Origin of the sequence: Nonomuraea sp. NPDC059194 (genome assembly GCF_042754765.1) — a bacterium.
Lineage (GTDB): Bacteria > Actinomycetota > Actinomycetes > Streptosporangiales > Streptosporangiaceae > Nonomuraea.
In genome coordinates, this window is record NZ_JBHZBH010000029.1 from 44,988 (window position 1) to 61,152 (window position 16,165).

The 16,165-nt window shown below is 70.7% G+C and carries 17 protein-coding genes; 8 read left to right on the forward strand and 9 right to left on the reverse strand.

The window, feature by feature from the left end:
- Positions 1 to 89 precede the first annotated feature (89 nt).
- A complete protein-coding gene (locus tag ACFXJ8_RS30170; RefSeq protein WP_379647359.1) occupies positions 90 to 1,247 on the forward strand; it encodes a phosphatidylinositol-specific phospholipase C1-like protein in 1,158 nt (385 codons plus the stop codon).
- On the opposite strand, the gene ACFXJ8_RS30175 is transcribed toward ACFXJ8_RS30170, so the two are convergent.
- The 3 genes from ACFXJ8_RS30175 to ACFXJ8_RS30185 form a co-directional block, all read right to left on the reverse strand.
- Positions 1,222 to 1,851: an AAA family ATPase gene (locus ACFXJ8_RS30175; protein ID WP_379647360.1), complete on the reverse strand. Its 630-nt coding sequence runs from the start codon at positions 1,849 to 1,851 to the stop codon at positions 1,222 to 1,224. The two genes, ACFXJ8_RS30170 and ACFXJ8_RS30175, sit on opposite strands and share 26 nt — an antisense overlap.
- Before the next feature lie 15 nt (positions 1,852 to 1,866).
- Positions 1,867 to 2,799, reverse strand: a complete 933-nt coding sequence (locus ACFXJ8_RS30180) for a co-chaperone YbbN (protein WP_379647361.1) — start codon at positions 2,797 to 2,799, stop codon at positions 1,867 to 1,869.
- Between the two features lie 111 nt (positions 2,800 to 2,910).
- Positions 2,911 to 3,411 carry a MarR family winged helix-turn-helix transcriptional regulator gene (locus ACFXJ8_RS30185; RefSeq protein WP_379647362.1) on the reverse strand — a complete coding sequence of 167 codons (501 nt, stop codon included), beginning with the start codon at positions 3,409 to 3,411 and terminating at the stop codon, positions 2,911 to 2,913.
- A gap of 217 nt (positions 3,412 to 3,628) precedes the next feature.
- On the opposite strand from ACFXJ8_RS30185, the gene ACFXJ8_RS30190 reads away from it, so the two are divergent.
- On the forward strand, positions 3,629 to 4,963 hold the full coding sequence (locus ACFXJ8_RS30190; protein ID WP_379647363.1) for a hypothetical protein: 1,335 nt from the start codon (positions 3,629 to 3,631) through the stop codon (positions 4,961 to 4,963).
- A gap of 38 nt (positions 4,964 to 5,001) precedes the next feature.
- Positions 5,002 to 5,652, forward strand: coding sequence for a DUF4230 domain-containing protein (locus tag ACFXJ8_RS30195; protein ID WP_379647364.1), 651 nt, complete (start codon positions 5,002 to 5,004; stop codon positions 5,650 to 5,652).
- Here ACFXJ8_RS30195 and ACFXJ8_RS30200 read toward each other — a convergent pair.
- Positions 5,649 to 7,286, reverse strand: a complete 1,638-nt coding sequence (locus ACFXJ8_RS30200; RefSeq protein ID WP_379647365.1) for a DUF885 family protein — start codon at positions 7,284 to 7,286, stop codon at positions 5,649 to 5,651. The genes ACFXJ8_RS30195 and ACFXJ8_RS30200 overlap by 4 nt on opposite strands.
- Positions 7,287 to 7,454: 168 nt before the next feature.
- Between ACFXJ8_RS30200 and ACFXJ8_RS30205 the strand changes: the two genes are divergently transcribed.
- Positions 7,455 to 7,610: a hypothetical protein gene (locus ACFXJ8_RS30205; RefSeq protein WP_379647366.1), complete on the forward strand. Its 156-nt coding sequence runs from the start codon at positions 7,455 to 7,457 to the stop codon at positions 7,608 to 7,610.
- A gap of 69 nt (positions 7,611 to 7,679) precedes the next feature.
- On the opposite strand, the gene ACFXJ8_RS30210 is transcribed toward ACFXJ8_RS30205, so the two are convergent.
- Positions 7,680 to 8,861 carry an acetyl-CoA C-acetyltransferase gene (locus tag ACFXJ8_RS30210; protein ID WP_379647367.1) on the reverse strand — a complete coding sequence of 394 codons (1,182 nt, stop codon included), beginning with the start codon at positions 8,859 to 8,861 and terminating at the stop codon, positions 7,680 to 7,682.
- A 133-nt stretch (positions 8,862 to 8,994) separates the two neighbouring features.
- On the opposite strand from ACFXJ8_RS30210, the gene mce reads away from it, so the two are divergent.
- The 3 genes from mce to ACFXJ8_RS30225 all read left to right on the forward strand — a co-directional run bounded on the left by mce (position 8,995) and on the right by ACFXJ8_RS30225 (position 12,164).
- Positions 8,995 to 9,420: a methylmalonyl-CoA epimerase gene (gene mce / locus ACFXJ8_RS30215; RefSeq protein ID WP_379647368.1), complete on the forward strand. Its 426-nt coding sequence runs from the start codon at positions 8,995 to 8,997 to the stop codon at positions 9,418 to 9,420.
- Positions 9,421 to 9,609: 189 nt separating this feature from the next.
- On the forward strand, positions 9,610 to 10,911 hold the full coding sequence (locus ACFXJ8_RS30220; RefSeq protein WP_379647369.1) for a DivIVA domain-containing protein: 1,302 nt from the start codon (positions 9,610 to 9,612) through the stop codon (positions 10,909 to 10,911).
- A 116-nt stretch (positions 10,912 to 11,027) separates the two neighbouring features.
- Positions 11,028 to 12,164 carry an AI-2E family transporter gene (locus ACFXJ8_RS30225; protein WP_379647370.1) on the forward strand — a complete coding sequence of 379 codons (1,137 nt, stop codon included), beginning with the start codon at positions 11,028 to 11,030 and terminating at the stop codon, positions 12,162 to 12,164.
- Here the strand turns inward: ACFXJ8_RS30225 and ACFXJ8_RS30230 are convergent.
- From ACFXJ8_RS30230 to ACFXJ8_RS30245, 4 genes are all read right to left on the reverse strand, one after another.
- Positions 12,124 to 12,918, reverse strand: coding sequence for an alpha/beta fold hydrolase (locus ACFXJ8_RS30230; protein ID WP_379647371.1), 795 nt, complete (start codon positions 12,916 to 12,918; stop codon positions 12,124 to 12,126). The two genes, ACFXJ8_RS30225 and ACFXJ8_RS30230, sit on opposite strands and share 41 nt — an antisense overlap.
- 61 nt (positions 12,919 to 12,979) lie before the next feature.
- Complete coding sequence (locus tag ACFXJ8_RS30235) at positions 12,980 to 13,714, reverse strand: alpha/beta hydrolase (protein WP_379647372.1); 735 nt, start codon at positions 13,712 to 13,714, stop codon at positions 12,980 to 12,982.
- Positions 13,715 to 13,724: 10 nt separating this feature from the next.
- Positions 13,725 to 14,015, reverse strand: a complete 291-nt coding sequence (locus ACFXJ8_RS30240; RefSeq protein ID WP_379647373.1) for an ATP/GTP-binding protein — start codon at positions 14,013 to 14,015, stop codon at positions 13,725 to 13,727.
- Complete coding sequence (locus ACFXJ8_RS30245) at positions 14,012 to 15,424, reverse strand: 3-hydroxyacyl-CoA dehydrogenase (protein ID WP_379647374.1); 1,413 nt, start codon at positions 15,422 to 15,424, stop codon at positions 14,012 to 14,014. The genes ACFXJ8_RS30240 and ACFXJ8_RS30245 overlap by 4 nt, the downstream gene beginning before the upstream one ends.
- A 36-nt stretch (positions 15,425 to 15,460) precedes the next feature.
- On the opposite strand from ACFXJ8_RS30245, the gene nucS reads away from it, so the two are divergent.
- The gene (nucS, locus tag ACFXJ8_RS30250) at positions 15,461 to 16,123 is read left to right on the forward strand and encodes an endonuclease NucS (RefSeq protein WP_379647375.1); all 663 of its coding nucleotides are present in this window, start codon (positions 15,461 to 15,463) and stop codon (positions 16,121 to 16,123) included.
- Positions 16,124 to 16,165: the final 42 nt, after the last annotated feature.

The window sequence follows — 16,165 nt, forward strand, 5'->3', positions numbered from 1 at the left end:
TTCCGAAACGGGAGAACTCTTTCTTGATCGGGTGTTCACCGCCTCAGGCGACCGTCTGAGACGCCCCCACGAACCCCTCAAGGAGCTCCATGCCCCGCGTGACCGCTCTGCTCGCCGCGACCGCGCTCGCCGTACTGACCTCGGCGGCGCCCGCCGTCGGCATCACCGGCAGGTCGGACGTCCGGATCAACCACATCCAGACCATGGCCACCCACAACAGCTACCACCGCGAGGTGACCGACGCCGAGAAGGACGTCCAGCGCAGGACCGACGCCAACTGGTGGAACCTGCAGTACTCCCACCCCGCCCTCCCGCACCAGTTCGGCTCGCAGCGGGTGCGCGGGATCGAGCTCGACGTCTTCCCCGACCCGCAGGGCGGCCTCTACACCAAGCCGCTGGTGCGCGGGGACGCCGGGCTGCCGCCGCTGCAGGATCCGGGCCTGTCCGCGCCCGGCTTCAAGGTGCTGCACTGGGCCGACCACGACTACGCCACCACCTGCTCGACGCTGGTGGCGTGCCTGCGCCAGGTGCGCGACTGGTCGGACGCCAACCCCGGACACGTCCCGCTGACCATCCTGACCGAGCTCAAGCGCACCGACCCGGCCAAGGAGGCCATGGGCGGCGCCAAGAGCCCCACGTGGGACGCGGCCCTGCTCGGCGCCCTCGACGCCGAGATCAGGACCGTCTTCTCCGAAGACAGGCTCATCACCGCCGACGACCTGCGCAGGCCGGGCCTGTCGCTGGAGCAGAGCGTGCTGAAGTACGGCTGGCCGCGCCTCGACTCCTCACGCGGCAAGGTGATGTTCTTCATGGACAACTCGGGCGCCGACATCCAGGCTCCCTACCTGGCAGGCCACCCGAACCTGGAGGGCAGGGTGCTGTTCACCAACTCCAGGCCGGGCCGTCCCGACGCCGCCTTCATCCAGTGGAACGACCCGCTCGGCGCCAACACCGCCCAGATCCAGGACTTCGTCCGGCGCGGCTACTACGTCCGCACCCGCTCGGACGTGCCGTTCGCCGAGGCCAGGTCGGGCGACACCACGCGGCTGAAGGCGGCGCTCGACAGCGGCGCCCAGATGATCAGCACCGACTTCCCCGTCGTCGGCCTGTCGGCGCGCAACGGCACCGACTACGTGGCGGAGCTGCCCGGCGGCGCGACCGCGCGGTGCAACCCGGTCAGCGCGCCGCGCGGCTGCCGCGACCACAAGCTGGAGCCCCGCCTCAGGCAAGCGCCTCAGCAGCCGTGACGATGATCTCGACGCAGACCCGCACGGGGATCGTGGTGCTGTCGACGACGAGGTGATAGTGCTGCGGATCGGCCGGGTCGGCCCGGTAGAAATGCCGGACATATGCCGACCTGGCCCGGTCGTTGTCCTCGACCAGCTTCCGCGCCGCCCGCTCCGACAGATCGGCGAGCGAGGCCGTCTGGAGGACCCGCCTGCGCAGCGGCGCGTCGAGGCGCACGTGCAGCGCGCCGGGATGCTCGGCCAGTACCAGCGCGCCCGCGCGACCGAGGAACACCCCGCCCGTGGACCGGGCGGAATCCTTGATCATGCGTTCGGTACGGTTGACGAACTCCTCCGGCGCCAGGGGCATCGCCCCCGGCAGATACATGTCGACTCCCCCGAAGGTGACCGTCGGCAGCCGCATCGCCCCTGAGAGCAGCCGTCCGAGGCCGTGCTCGGCCCTGTCGTCGTGGACCAGCGCCTCCTCCAGCGAGCAGCCGAGCTCCTGGGCCACCGCGCTGGGAATCGCCCTGTCGACGAAGGGGACGCCAAGACGTTCGGCCACGGCCGGGGCGATGACGCTCCCCGCCGTGCCGTACGTCGCCGAAATGGTGACGACCCGCATGCCCCCAGGCTAGAGCTAGAACAGCGCGCTCGAAAGCGCCCTGCGCCCCTTGACCAGAGCCGGGTCGTCGGACGGCAGCGCGTCGAACAGACCGAGCAGGTGCTTGCGCGCGATGTCGCGCTCGTCGCCCGAGGTGCGCCTGACCACCCCGACGAGCCTGTCGAAGGCCTCCTCGACGTTGCCGGAGAGCATCTCCAGGTCGGCGGCGAGCAGCTGTGCCTCGATGTCGGCCGGGTCCTGCAGTCGGCGCTGCACGTCGGCAGGGTCGACGTCGGCGGTGCGCTTGATCAGGCCGACGCCCGCCAGGCCCATCCTGGCGTCCTCGTCGCCCGGCGAGCGGGCGAGCAGGCGCTCGTAGGCGTCGGCGGCCGCGTCGAGGTCGCCCTCGTCGATGGCCTTCTCCGCGGCCGCGAGGTCGGGGTCGAGCGGAGGCGCCTCCGGCGCGGGGGCCGCACCCTCGGCGGCCGGCGGCCTGGCGTCGGGGTTGGCCTCGTAGAACTGCTCGACCGCGCCCATCAGCTCGTCGAGCCAGCGGCGCACCTCCTGCTCGGGCAGCACCTGCTGGAAGCCGGTCAGCGCCTGCCCCTGGAAGATCGCCAGCACGGTCGGTACGGCCTGCACGCGCAGCGCCTGGGCGACCTGGGGGCTGACGTCGACGTTGACCTTGGCCAGCGTGGCCCTGCCGCCGAGCTCGGTGACGACCTTCTCCAGGACGGGGCTGAGCTGGGCGCTGCCGGGCGCGCGCGGAGACCAGAGGTCGAGGATGACCGGGACGCTCATCGACCGGTCGATGACGTCGGTCGTGAACGTCTCGTCGGTGACGTCGACCACCGACGCGGCCGCCTGGGGACCCGCGGCCTCCCGCCGGGTCTGTGCCTCGATTGCCTGCTTCCTGGCGCCCAGATCCACCGCTCCGTAGAGCGATCCGGGCCGAGAGATGTCCGCCATGCTCCTCATCTTGCCGCATCTCCGCCGTGCACAACGCAAGAGCCCGGCGGTAGGGGCTGGGCGCGGCCGTCAAACACCGAGCGCAGGAGCCCGGCCGGGGGCGCGACCATCTCAGTCGGAGAAGTCGCCCGCCGCCACCCTCAGCGTGCGCAGCAGGCCGAACATCTCCTGGAGGTCGCTCTCGCCGTACATGGTCATGCCGAAGTCAGCGTTCATCAGGTCGGCGGTCGCGGCGGCCACCATCTCCCTGCCCTTGCCGGTGATCTCGGCGAGCACCCCGCGGCCGTCGCGCGGATTGCGCAGACGCACGACCAGACCGGCTTTCTCCAGCCGATCGACGGTGTTGGTGACGCTCGTGGGATGCACCATGAGCCGCTCACCGATCTTGGACAGCGGGAGGGCGCCGGTTCTGCTGAAGGTCAACAACACGAGCGCTTCGTATCTGGCGAAGGTCAAGTCATACGGTTTGAGAAGCGAGTCCAGTTGCGACAGCAGGATCTGTTGCGCTCTCATGATCGAAGTGACCGCGGCCATGGCGGAGGACGGCCCGAAGTGAACACGCCAGGTCTCAGCAGCGCGCTCGATCGGATCGAACGACAGGTTGAGCGACACACCGTTACGTTAGCGTGCCCTCGTCCTGGTTCGTATGATTACTCAGCGCAACCATATTCACCGCTTGACCAAGAACCCGGGCGCTAATCATCACGCTCAGTTATGGTTCTCGCACGAAACGGTGACGCGGAGCCCAGGGGACGGCCATGAGCCGGTGTTCCGCGGTCGCTGATGGGGCACGGGGGGTGCTTGATGTATTTCAGCGGGGGGTTTCGCCGTGCGTGAGCACGCCGGCGTCACGCGCGAGGAGCTGAAGCAGAGCGCGGCCGTCACGACGGCCGTCCTGCTGGCGTTGGGTCTGGTCGCCGCCTGGAGCGTCCTGATCCCCGGCGTCGACGCATGGGAGAACATCGTGGTCGCGGTGATCGGGTCGCTGAAGCTGACCGGTCCCGTGGCGGCCGCGTTCGCGGCGTGGGTCGCCGTCCGCAAGCGCCGCGCGCTGCGCGGCAGGGCGGTCTCGACGTGGATCGCGCTGAAGGCGCCGCTGGCCATCGTGGTCGTGGTCGTGGGCTCGTTCGCGGCCACCGTGCTGGTGCTGGCGGTCAAGACCGTGCTGACCGAGCAGGCGGGCCGGCTCAATCTCGCTGGCCTGGGCATGGGCATGGCGGGGCTGGCCCTGTACGCCGTCATCGGCTGGGTGGCGGGCTGGCTCGTGCCGCGCGCGGTGACGCCGCTGGTGGCCGGCCTGGGCTGTTACGCGCTGTTCACGTGGCTGGCCGACGGCAAGACGTGGGTCGACAAGCTCGCTCCCGGCACCGGCGAGCCGTACGACCTGTTCCAGGGGCTGGCCGGGGCCGCCTTCCTCGACCAGACGCTGTGGCTGCTCGGCGTCGCGCTGGCCCTGCTGCTCGGCTGGGCGGCGGCGGTGACCAGGCAGGCCCTGGTGCTCGCCTTCGCGCTGCTTGCCGTACTGGCGGCGGCCACGGGTGTGGCGCGGCTGGTGACCGAGCCCCAGGCGGCCAGCGCGCAGCCCCTGGTCTACAGCTGTCAGGAGTGGCCGATCACCGTCTGCCTCCACCCGGGCATGCGCGGCGGGCTGACCGAGGTGGGCGACGCGTTCACCAAGATCGCATCCAAGCTGTCCGGGACGCCGGCCGCCTTCACCAGGGTCGAGCAGCGCCCGCTGGGCGAGAGCCTGCGCGCCTCGACCGGCATCGTGCCGATCCACGTACCCGACCTGGCGGCGGGCTTCGCCGACCAGGCCGCCTACGACTACGTCGAGAGCCTGGCCGCCAGTTGCTCTGGCACGCCCGCGGCCGGCTACAGGGAGATCGTGATGGCGTGGCTGCGCGGCGAGCCGCTGCCCGGTGGCCCGCTGCCCGAGCACCAGTACGCCGCGGCCTGGTTCTCCGGGCTGACCGAGCACCAGCGCCGCGAGTGGCTTCGGATGTTCTACACCGACTTCCAGTCGTGCCAGCTGTCGGCCAGGCACTTCGGCGGCGGCCCCGCGGTCGCCTCGCCGACGCCGAGCGCCACCCAGAGCTATCCCGTCTATCCCACCTCCAGCGGCCGGAGCTGGGGACCGGAGATGTCACCACAGAACTGGCACTGATCATGTAGACACTCTCGTATGAGGGCAGAAAGGTCTGCATGAACGTTCAGACGGCGGCCAAGCGCAGGCGTTGGCGATATGTGGCAGGACTGCTGGCACTCGTGGTCCTTTTAGTGGTGGGCGCGCGACTGGCCTGGACCTGGCTCAACCCCTTCGACGAGCGGGTCGTGGACCGCAGCCAGCCGGTGCTACTGGAGTCCATCCACGACCTGGCCAGGTTCGAGGCGGCCACCGGCGCCTTCCAGGTCGTCGTCGACCTGGAGAAGGACGCGCCGTTCCTGCCCGACGCGGTCAAGGGCACGCGCACCCTGTTCGTCGGCGCGGGCACCGTCGACGCCTACGTCGACTTCGGGTCGCTGGCCAAGGACGCGGTGACCGTCAACGCCGACCGCACCGCGGTGACCGTCCGCCTGCCCGCCGCGCAGCTGGAGAAGGCCAACCTGGACAACAAGCGCTCCTACGTCTTCGCCCAGCAGCGCGGGCTCATCGACAGGGTGCAGGGCTTCCTGTCCTCCTCGCCGCAGGACCAGCAGGAGCTCTACGTCCTGGCCGAGAAGAAGATCACCGAGGCCGCCGTCTCGAGCGACCTGCGGGCCCGCGCCGACACCAACACCAAGGCGATGCTGGAGGGGCTGCTGAAGTCGCTCGGCTTCACCAAGGTCACGATCGTCGCGACCCCCGCCTCCTAGCCGCCCGCCGCGAGCCTGTCGGCCTCCTCGACGTGGTCGGTGAGGCCGAGCAGCTCCCAACGCTGCAGGGCGAGCGGCACGTTGCCCTCCAGCCACAGCCGGTCGTGGAAGGCGCCGAGGTCGAACGCTCCGCCCTGGCGGCGCATGGCCGTGGCCAGCAGGTCGAGGACCTGCAGCTTGCCGATCTGGTAGCTCAGACCCTGCCCGGGGTTGCCGGAGAAGAAGACCGCCTCCTCCCACGCCGTCGCCCTGTCCATCGGTACGGCCTCGGCCAGCACGTCCGCGGCCTGGTCGAGGGTCAGGTCGCCGAGCGCGAGCGCCAGGTCCACCTCCACGCGCAGCGCCCGCAGCCGCATCGCGTTGGCCACGAACACGGCGCTGTGCGGGGCGTCGTCGAACAGCCCCGACTGCAGCATCAGCTCCTCGTGGTAGAACGCGATGCCCTCGTTGGGCGCCGAGTCGTGGTAGCGGCGCCGTACCGGGTCGGGGTGCCGCCACGACAGCGCGAGCTGCTGCGCGTGGACGCCTTCGTGCGTGATCTGGGCGCGCGGGTCGCGTGCCGCGGCCAGCTCGAAGTACGGCAGGTCGGGTCCGGGCGCCTCCACGTACCTGACGGCGTCGGCGTCGGGACGCGACTCGACACCGATCTCGTGCGGGACACCCAGCCAGGCCAGCGGCGCGAGGTAGGCGGGCATCTCGGCGAACCGGTAATGGCGCAGCGTGGCGGGCTGGCTCAGCAGCCCCCTGTCCACGTAGAAGGCGCGCACGGCGCGCTCACCGGCCGCCGCCGCCTCGATCAGGGCGGCGGTGTCCGCGGGCAGTGCGGGGTCGCCCGCGTCGCGGTGGCGGTGCCGCAGCGTCGTCTCCATCGCCACCGCCCTGTCCCACTCCTGCCGGCCCATGGCGCGCAGCCGCTCGGCGTCGTACGGCAGCAGCGCCACCCTGTGCAGGAAGAACGCCAGCCCGTCGGCCCCGACAGCCGTCTCGGTCCCGAACGTTTCGACCCGCTCCCCCAGCCACCGGTGGAAGCCGTCGATCGCCTCCACGGCCGCCTCGGTCGCCGCCCCGAGCCCCTCATCGGAGTCGAGGAGCGGGGCCAGCGCCGACATGGCGGCACGCAGCCGCTCGCCCGCGTCGGCGAGCAGGACCATCGCTGACCGGGCGAACGGCGCGGCGGCGTGGCCTTCCAGGTTCTCCCGCCCCTGCCCGAGCACCGAGGGGATCGCGCCGAGCACCCTGACGATCGAGGCGGATCGCTCGGCGGTGAACGGCGGCGCGGGCAGCAGCAGGTTGTAGACGGCCACCAACGCCTGGTCGACGTAGAAGCAGGGGTTGCGCCGCCAGGAGGCGAGCACGTCGAGCTCCCACCGCACCCTGGCCAGCGCCGACCCCAGCAACCTGGCGTCCACTCGCACCTCGACGGGCTCCCCGCCCACATCGAGCGCGCGCAGCTCCGCGTCGAAGGCCTCCCACGTCTGCCGTCTGTCCGCCACCGCCGCAGCCGACCAGTCCGGCACCCAGCCCGGCGGGCGCTCCACCCTCGTGATGTCGTCAGAGGTGTCGGGAGCGGCGGCCACGCGCCACGCCCAGAACCGCTCCGCAAGACTCCTCAGCGCGCCGCCGACGTCCGCCATCCCGTTCCTACCTCCCGTTTCCCGCATGCCTAGGCATCCCGCGCTCCACCTTAGGCATCCCCGAGCGGCGCCTCATCCGGGAGATAGGGCATCCGTCCGATGTGGCGGGTGGGGACTTAGCGCGAATCTAGAGATGTCAGGGAAAACACGACATCACGGGAGAATCGGATGAACCCCGAAGTCAACTACCAGATCATGCAGACCAGGATCGACGAGCTCCACGCCGCCGCCGCGCGCGACCGGCAGGTCAGGGAGGCCCGCAAGGCGCCGCGAGCCGAGCGCACCCGCACGCGTTCGTTCTTCGCCCGCCTCCGCGCCGCATGATCCCCGTCCGACAGCCCGGCCGCCAGCACCCCAGCGGCCGGGCTTTCCCTTTTTCCTAGCGCTGAGCGCTTAGGGAACGCGGATGATCAGGGCGTCGCCCTGGCCGCCGCCACCGCACAGCCCCGCCGCGCCGAGCCCGCCGCCGCGCCGCTTCAGCTCGTACGCCAGCGTCAGCACGATCCGCGCGCCGGAGGCGCCGATCGGGTGCCCCAGCGCGATGCCGCCGCCGTTGACGTTCACCTTCTCGTACGGCAGGCCGAGCTCCTTGGCCGACTGGATGACCACGCTGGCGAACGCCTCGTTGATCTCGACCAGGTCGAGGTCGTCCACCGACAGCCCCTGCTTGCCGAGCGCGTGCTTGATGGCGTTGGCCGGCTGCGACTGCAGAGAGGCGTCGGGCCCGGCCACGTTCCCGTGCCGCCCGATCTCGGCCAGCCAGGTGAGGCCCAGCTCCTCCGCCTTCGCCTTGGACATGACCACCACCGCGCACGCGCCGTCGGAGATCTGCGAGGCCGACCCCGCGGTGATGGTGCCGTCGGCGGCGAACGCGGGCCTGAGCTTGGCCAGCGTCTCCACGGTCGTGTCGGCGCGCACGCCTTCGTCGTCCTTGACGATCACGGGCTCGCCGCGCCGCTGGGGGATCTCGACGGGGACGATCTCGTCGTCGAACACGCCGTTCTTGATTGCGGCGGCGGCCAGCTGGTGGGAGCGGGCGGAGAACTCGTCCTGCTCGGCCCTGCCGATGCCGAGCCTGGCGTTGTAGCGCTCGGTCGACTCGCCCATCGCGCACTGGTCGAACGCGCAGAACAGGCCGTCGTGCGCCATCGAGTCGACGATCTGCGAACCGCCGTACTTGACGCCCTTGCGCAGGTCGGGCAGCAGGTGGGGGGCGTTGGTCATGGACTCCATGCCGCCCGCGACCACGATGTCGAACTCGCCCGCGCGGATCAGCTGGTCGGCCATCGCGATGGCGTCGAGGCCGGACAGGCACACCTTGTTGATGGTCACCGACGGCACGGTCATCGGGATGCCCGCCTTGACCGCGGCCTGGCGGGAGGGGATCTGCCCGGCGCCGGCCTGCAGCACCTGGCCCATGATGACGTACTCGACCTGCTCGGGCGCCACCCCTGCCCGTTCGAGCGCGGACTTGATCGCCAGGCCGCCCAGGTCGACGGCCTGCTGGCCGGACAGGGCGCCCAGCAGGCGTCCGATGGGGGTACGAGCTCCGGCGACGATGACGGAACCAGACATGACAGGGCCTCCTGTGCACACGCGGGGACGTTTGACACGATACCCATCGGCGTGGGAAACGCCCTACGGGGCCGCTTCCCATACATTCATTCCATACGACGGAGCCGACGACCACCATGGAGGCGGGACACACGTGTTTATGCGCATCGATCACATCGGGATCGCCTGCCATGACCTGGAGGAGAAGATCGCGCTGTTCGAGCGGACCTTCGAGCTGACCGTCGTCGCCCGCGAGACCAACGAGGAGCAGGGCGTCAAGGAGGCCATGCTGCACATCGCCGACGGCGAGGGCGGCGGCTCCTACATCCAGCTCCTCGAACCGCTGTCGGCGGACTCACCCGTCGGCAGGTTCCTCGCCAAGCGCGGCGAAGGGGTGCATCACGTGGCGTTCGGGGTGCCGGACGTGGCGGATGCCATGCGGCAGATCGGCGACAAGGGTGTCAGATTGCTGGACGAGCGGCCACGACACGGCTCCATGGGTTCGTCGATCGCGTTCCTTCACCCGAAGGACGTGGGAGGCATGCTCACGGAGCTGGTCCAGGCAGCTCCTCAACCCTGAACACAAAAAAGGTTCGTATGTAACTAGTAACGCAGATAGTCGGACGGGGCCTCCAAGGCGGCATCAGCGGAGTACGCTGGCCTTCCGCCGGACATGGAGCCTGCTGCCAGGAGCAGGCTCCAGGCTCGGGTGCCCCGAACCCCCCGTCCGGCCCGTGTAGCCGTCTCGACAACCCAGGATCGAGCCTCCATGCAGTCCGACATCGACGCCCAGCTCAACAACTTCTTCGAGGACGCCCCAGCGCGCGAGTTCGACGTGGTGCTCCGTGGTTACGACCGGCACCAGGTCCACGACCACCTCAAGCAGCTCGACAACGAGCTGCGCCAGACCCGCGAGCAGCTGACCAGCCTCCAGCGTGACCTCTCCGACTCGCAGCGGCAGCTCCAGGAGCAGGAGCGGCCCACCTACTCGGGGCTCGGCGCCCGCATCGAGCAGTTGCTGCGCCTGGCCGAAGAGCAGGCCACCGAGCTCGTTCAGGCCGCCAGATCCGAGGCCAACGAGATCAAGGCCCACGCCAAGGTGGAGGCCGCCGACCTGCGCGCGGCCGCCGAGAGCGAGGCGGCCGAGAAGCGGGCCCAGGCCACCCGCGAGTCCGACGACCTGCGCGGCACCGCCGAGCGTGAGGCCGAGGAGATCCGCTCGACCGCCCGGCGCGAGGCCGAGGAGCTGACCAACACCACCGAGCGCGAGGCCGCCAAGCTGCGCGCCACCGCCGACCACGAGGTGGCAGAGAAGCGGGCCGACGCCGAGCGCGAGATCGCCAAGCTGCGCACCACCACCGAGCGCGAGGTCGCGCAGCTGCGCGCCTCGACCAAGCGGGAGCGCGACGAGGTCCTCACCACCGCCAAGCGCCAGGCCGACGAGATGCGCGCCCAGGCCCAGCGGGTGCTGGAGGAGTCCGAGGCCAAGCGGGCCCAGGACGAGGCCGAGTTCGAGATCCAGCTCGCCTCCCGCCGCGAGGAGGCCGAGCGCCAGGAGGCCGAGCGCCACGCGACCGCCCAGGCCGCCACGCAGAAGCTGGTCGCCGAGGCCGAGCAGCGCGCCGCGACCGCCGAGTCCCGCGCCACCAAGGCCACCCAGCAGGCCGAGCAGACCCGCCGCGAGGCCGACACCCACGCCAAGCAGCTGGTCGCCAACGCCCGCAAGAACGCCGACCAGGTGGCGGCCGAGGCCAAGGCCAGCGCCGAGCACATCGTCAGCGAGGCCAAGTCGGAGGCCGAGCGCACCCGCACCAACATGCAGCGCCAGGTCGACGAGCTGACCAGGCAGCGCGACAGCATCACCAGCCACCTCGCGCAGCTGCGCCAGCTGCTCGGCGGCGCGCCGCTTCCTGGCATGGAGCCCGAGCCCGCCGTCACCGCCGCCCCGCCGAAGCCGGCCCTGGCCCCTTCGTCGTCCAACGGCGACAAGCCCGCGCCCGCGCCGGCTCCCGCCACGGCGTCCGCCAAGCCGCAGGCGGGTGACGACGACTCGGAGTGGTGGCAGGAGTAACCCGATCCGGGGGCTGATCGACGGCTGAAGAGAGCCTGGTGACCTTGAGGTCGCTAGGCTCTCTTCTTGTCTTTGTACGGCTTGCCCAGATTCGCCCCCACCCTCCTGGAGCCACCGTGACCGCCAACGTCGACGAGCCCGCGTCCCCCGAACCGGGAGTCCAGGAGGAGGACCGGCAGGCGGGCTGGAACCTGCAGGAGGGCGCGCTGCCGTACGGGATGCCGGGCAAGCCGCTGGCCAGAGGCCCCTTCCTGTTCGGCCTCGTGGGCGGGCTCGGCGTGCTGACGGCGATCGCCATCGGCCACCTGATCACCAACTCCCTCAGTGTGATCATTCTCATCGTGGTGGCGATGTTCCTCGCGGCGGGGCTCAACCCGGCCGTCGAGGCGCTCCAGCGGCGCCGGATGAAGCGGCGGACGTCGATCTCGATCGTGTTCGCCGGCGTGATCGTGCTGTTCGTGCTGTTCGGCCTGGCGATCGTGCCGCCGGTGAGCAAGGAGTCGGCCGACTTCATCGCCGCCGTGCCCGGCTACTTCGAGCAGCTCATGGCCAATCCGACGCTCAGGCAGCTGGACGCCGACTACCAGCTCCTGCCGAAACTGGCCGAGTTCGTCACCGCCACGCTGGCCCCCTCGCTCGCGGGCGGGCTGGTCGGCGCGGGCCTGGTGGTGCTGGACGGGGTGTTCACCGGCGTGACGCTGTTGGTGCTGATGCTCTACTTCCTCGGCTCCCTGCACTCGATCAAGGAGTATCTGCTCAAGCTCGTCCCCGCCTCGCGCCGGACGAGGACGGCGGCCATCGCCGACGAGATCCTCGACGGCATCGGCGGCTACGTGGCGGGCAACGTCCTCATCTCGGTCATCGCGGGCGTGCTGAGCTGGGCGTTCCTGACCATCGCGGGGGCGGACTACGCCCTGGCCCTGGCGCTGGTGATCGCGCTCACCGACCTGATCCCGCTGGTGGGCGCGACGATCGGGGCGGTGCTGGTGAGCGGCGTGGCGTTCCTGCAGTCAGTGCCGCTCGGCATCGCGTGCGCGATCTTCTTCATCGTCTACCAGCAGGTCGAGAACTACCTCATCTACCCGCGCGTCATGAAGCGCTCGGTGGACGTGGCGCCCGCGGTGACCGTGATCGCGGCGCTGTTCGGCGGCGCGCTGCTGGGCATCGTCGGCGCCCTGCTGGCCATCCCCGTGGCGGCCGCGATCGCGCTGATCATCCGTGAGATCGTGCTGCCTCGCCAAGCTCGGAGCTGACGAAGGCGGCCACGGCCGCGTTGAAGGCCTCGGGCTGCTCGACCGCGCTCAGGTGCCCGGCCCGCTCGATGATCGTCAACTGGCCTTCGGGCAGGGCGCGCAGCATCTCCTCGGCGTCGTCGCAGGTGGTGAGCCTGTCCTCCGCACCCACGATCACCAGGGCGGGCGCCTTGAGCGCGCCCAGCGTGTCGAAGGAGTCGGGACGTCCGGCCATGGCCCGCTGCGCCCAGGCAACCGCGCCCGGCGGCGCCGACTGGACCAGCCCCCGCACCCGGCCGTAGACCATCGCCCTGCGTTCCCTCGTGGTCGTCCCGACGAGGCCGGGCAGGACCTCCTCGATGAGCACGCCCGTGCCGTCGGCCTCGACCTGCCGCGCGATGCGCTCCCTGTTCTGCCTGGCCTGGTCGGTGTCCTGGCCGGCCTTGGTGTCAGCGAGGACGACGCCTGCGACGCGGTCGGGGTGGCGCCTGCAGAAGGCCATCGTCACGTAGCCGCCCATCGACTGCCCGCCGATCACCGCCCGCTCGACCCCCTCGCTGTCGAGCACGGCGGCGACGTCGTCTGCCATGAGGTCGATGGAGGGCTCGTCGTCGCCCAGCTGGGAGCCGCCGAAGCCGCGCAGGTCGGGGGTGATGACCCGGCAGGTGGCGGCCAGTCCTTCACGTTGGGCCAGCCACATCGCCGACGACAGCGGGAAGGCGTGGAGCAGGACGACGGGGACACCGGTCCCCGTTGATCTCGTGTAGAGCTGCACGGACCTCACGGTAACCCGGTTCCCGGCGACAATCACCGTGTGGCATGTGCCGTTTTCCGCCCTACGGCCTGACCGCTTCTCCTCCGGCGTCGACCACGTCGGTGGGCAGGGGGTAGGCGTCGGGGTTGACCCGCTTGACGATCTCGTTCAGCGCGATCCGCACGTACGGCTCGCCGACCCACAGATGCTTGGCCCCCTCCACCCCGATGACCTCGGCCTGGGGCACCCTGGCGAACCTGGCCTTGGCCTCCTCGGGCCGCAGGTAGTCGTCGAACTCCGGCACCAGCGCCGCCAGCGGACGCCCGAAGGCGGCCCACGCGTCGAGGTCGGCGTCGGTGGCCCGCTTCAGCGGCGGCGACAGCAGGATCGCGCCCTCCACCAGGGGGTCGTGCGCCCACCTCAGCGTGAGCTCGGTGCCGAAGGACCAGCCGACCACCCAGACGTGCGGCAGGTCGTGGAACTCGGCGTACTCCAGGGCGGCCGCCACGTCGTAGCGCTCCCCCTCGCCGCCGTCGAAGGCGCCCTCGGAGGTGCCGCGCTCGGAGGAGGTGCCCCGCGTGTTGAAGCGCAGGACCGCCAGGTCGGCGAGGGCGGGCAGCCGGTTGGCGGCCTTCTTGTAGACGTGGCTGTCCATGAACCCGCCGTGGGTGGGCAGCGGGTGCAGGGTGACGAGCGTCGCGACCGGCGGCCGGTCCGCGGGCAGGGCCAGCTCGCCGACCAGGGTCAGCCCGTCGGCGGTGTGCAGCTCGATCGGCTCGCGCCTGGCGGGCAGGACGGTGGCCGCGCGGATCTCCAAGTCAGTCTCCTCAGTACCTGCTGCGGCCGGGACCTCGGTCCAGCCGCTTGCGCCAGCAGTTGGTGTGCCAGTGGCGGCGTTCCTCGTCGCCGCCCGTCCAGTTGGGCCAGCTCACGATATGCGGAGCGCCGGAGCGGATCTCCTGGTCGCAGCCAGGGCAGCGGTAGTGCTTGGCCGAGGTGGCACCGTTGAGCATGCGGACTTTCCACTCCCCGTCCGGCCACTCCTCCACCCTGTCGGTCGAGCTGGAAAAGCCGACCGGGCGGGTCGACTCCTTACGGCGGGCACGGCGAGGGCTCATGGCCGGGGGAACCGGGTCAGCCCCGCGGTGACGAGCTGGTCGAGCAGGGGGGCGGGGGCGGAGGACGGCGTCAGCCGCTCGGCGTGCAGGGCGCGCAGGCCGTCGCGCACCGTGGCCAGGCCGATGGACTCGATCAGCTCGAAAGGACCGGTGACGTATCCGCAGCCGAGCCGCATGGCCGCGTCGATGTCGTCGATGGCGGCGTAGCCGGACTCGTACATGCGGACGGCGTCGTTCAGGTGGGAGAACAGGAGCGCCTCGATCACCAGCCCCGCCCTGTCCTTGCACGGCACGGGCGTATAGCCGGCGATCTTCAGCAGGCCGTGGGCGCCGAGCGCGGCCTCCTGCGTGGTCAGCACGGAGACGGCCAGCTCGGCGACCTGCCCGCTCAGCCGGACGCGGACGGTGTTGCCCGAGAGGGGGAGGGAGCCGCCCACCTGGAGGACCACGTCGGGGTCGTCGCTCTCCTTGAACCCCGCGGTGTCGAGTCGGTCGGCCAGCTCCGGCGAGCCGACGACGCGAACGGTCCGCGCGGGCGCCTTGTCCTGCGGGCCGTCGCCGGCCTCGCCGTAGAAGCCCCTGCCGGACTTGCGGCCGAGCAGGCCCGCCGCGACGTAGGAGCGCAGCAGCGGGGAGGGCACGTGCCGGTCGGAGCGCGACTCGTCGAACAGCACGTTCATGATCTCGTAGGCGGTGTCGAGGCCGATCAGGTCGAGCAGCTGGAAGGGGCCCATGGGCAGCCCAACGCCGAGCTTCATGGCGTGGTCGATGTCGTCGCGGGCGGCCACGCCGTGGTCCAGCAGGGTGACGGCGTGGTTGAGGTACGGCAGCAGCAGCCTGTTGACCACGAACCCCGCCCCATCGCCCACCGTGACGGGCGACTTGCCGAGCCTTACGGCCAGGCCGGCGACCTCGTCGACGACGCCGGGGTCGGTGACCACGGTGCCGACCACCTCGACCAGGCCCATGACGGGCGCCGGGTTGAAGAAGTGCATGCCGACCAGCCGTCCGGGGCGGCCGGTTGCGGCGGCCAGCGCGGTCACCGACAGCGAGGAGGTGTTGGTGGCCAGGATGGTGGACGGCTTGCAGATGCGGTCGAGCTCACCGAACAACTCGACCTTGAGGTCCATGCGCTCGGGGATCGCCTCGATCACCAGGTCGGCGTCGCGCAGGTCGGCGCGCGAGGTGGTGAGCGTCACCCTGGCGAGGATCTCCTCGCGCTCGGCCGCTGTCAGTTTGCCCTTGTCGAGCGCCCTTCCCGTGGACCTCTCCAGGTGCGCGCGCCCCCTGGCCAACGCCACCTCGTCCGCCTCCACGCCGCACACCCGGATGCCCGCGCGGGCGAAAACCTCCGCTATGCCCGCCCCCATCGTGCCGAGGCCGACCACTCCCACCATTTCCAACACCATGCGACCAGTTTTCCAGAGCCGGTAGGGTTGGCCGTCATGCGGCTGGTCATCGCGCGATGCAGCGTGGATTACATGGGGCGGCTCACGGCACACCTGCCGATGGCGCCGCGGCTGGTGCTCATCAAGGCGGACGGAAGCGTGAGCATCCACGCCGACGACCGCGCGTTCAAGCCGCTCAACTGGATGAACCCGCCGTGCAAGCTCAAGGAGGACGGCGGCACCTGGACCGTCACCCACGGCAAGACCGGCGAGAAGCTCGTGCTGACGATGGAGGAGATCTTCCACGACTCCTCCCACGAGCTGGGCGTCGACCCCGGGCTGATCAAGGACGGCGTCGAGGCGCACCTGCAGGAGCTGCTGGCCGAGCACATCGGCACACTGGGCGAGGGCTACACGCTGATCCGCAGGGAGTACATGACGGCGATCGGCCCCGTCGACATCCTGTGCCGTGACGCGGCGGGCATGACGGTCGCGGTGGAGATCAAACGGCGCGGCGAGATCGACGGCGTGGAGCAACTGACCCGCTACCTGGAGCTGCTCAACCGCGACCCGCTGCTCGCCCCGGTGCGCGGCGTGTTCGCGGCGCAGGAGATCAAACCGCAGGCGCGGGTGCTGGCGTCCGACCGCGGCATCGACTGCGTCACCCTGGACTACGCGGCCCTCCGCGGCATCGAGCCCGAGAACCCGACCCTCTTCTAGTTTCTGTACGGCAGCTTCTAGGTTCTGTACGGCAGGCGGGGT

Excerpts from the sequence above, each read along its gene's own strand:
- ACFXJ8_RS30170 (WP_379647359.1), top strand. The coding sequence starts at position 90 with ATGCCCCGCGTGACCGCTCTGCTCGCCGCGACCGCGCTCGCCGTACTG.
- ACFXJ8_RS30175 (WP_379647360.1), bottom strand. The coding sequence starts at position 1,851 with ATGCGGGTCGTCACCATTTCGGCGACGTACGGCACGGCGGGGAGCGTC.
- ACFXJ8_RS30180 (WP_379647361.1), bottom strand. The coding sequence starts at position 2,799 with ATGGCGGACATCTCTCGGCCCGGATCGCTCTACGGAGCGGTGGATCTG.
- ACFXJ8_RS30195 (WP_379647364.1), top strand. The coding sequence starts at position 5,002 with ATGAACGTTCAGACGGCGGCCAAGCGCAGGCGTTGGCGATATGTGGCA.
- ACFXJ8_RS30200 (WP_379647365.1), bottom strand. The coding sequence starts at position 7,286 with ATGGCGGACGTCGGCGGCGCGCTGAGGAGTCTTGCGGAGCGGTTCTGG.
- ACFXJ8_RS30205 (WP_379647366.1), top strand. The coding sequence starts at position 7,455 with ATGAACCCCGAAGTCAACTACCAGATCATGCAGACCAGGATCGACGAG.
- ACFXJ8_RS30210 (WP_379647367.1), bottom strand. The coding sequence starts at position 8,861 with ATGTCTGGTTCCGTCATCGTCGCCGGAGCTCGTACCCCCATCGGACGC.
- ACFXJ8_RS30220 (WP_379647369.1), top strand. The coding sequence starts at position 9,610 with ATGCAGTCCGACATCGACGCCCAGCTCAACAACTTCTTCGAGGACGCC.
- ACFXJ8_RS30240 (WP_379647373.1), bottom strand. The coding sequence starts at position 14,015 with ATGAGCCCTCGCCGTGCCCGCCGTAAGGAGTCGACCCGCCCGGTCGGC.
- ACFXJ8_RS30245 (WP_379647374.1), bottom strand. The coding sequence starts at position 15,424 with ATGGTGTTGGAAATGGTGGGAGTGGTCGGCCTCGGCACGATGGGGGCG.
- nucS (WP_379647375.1), top strand. The coding sequence starts at position 15,461 with ATGCGGCTGGTCATCGCGCGATGCAGCGTGGATTACATGGGGCGGCTC.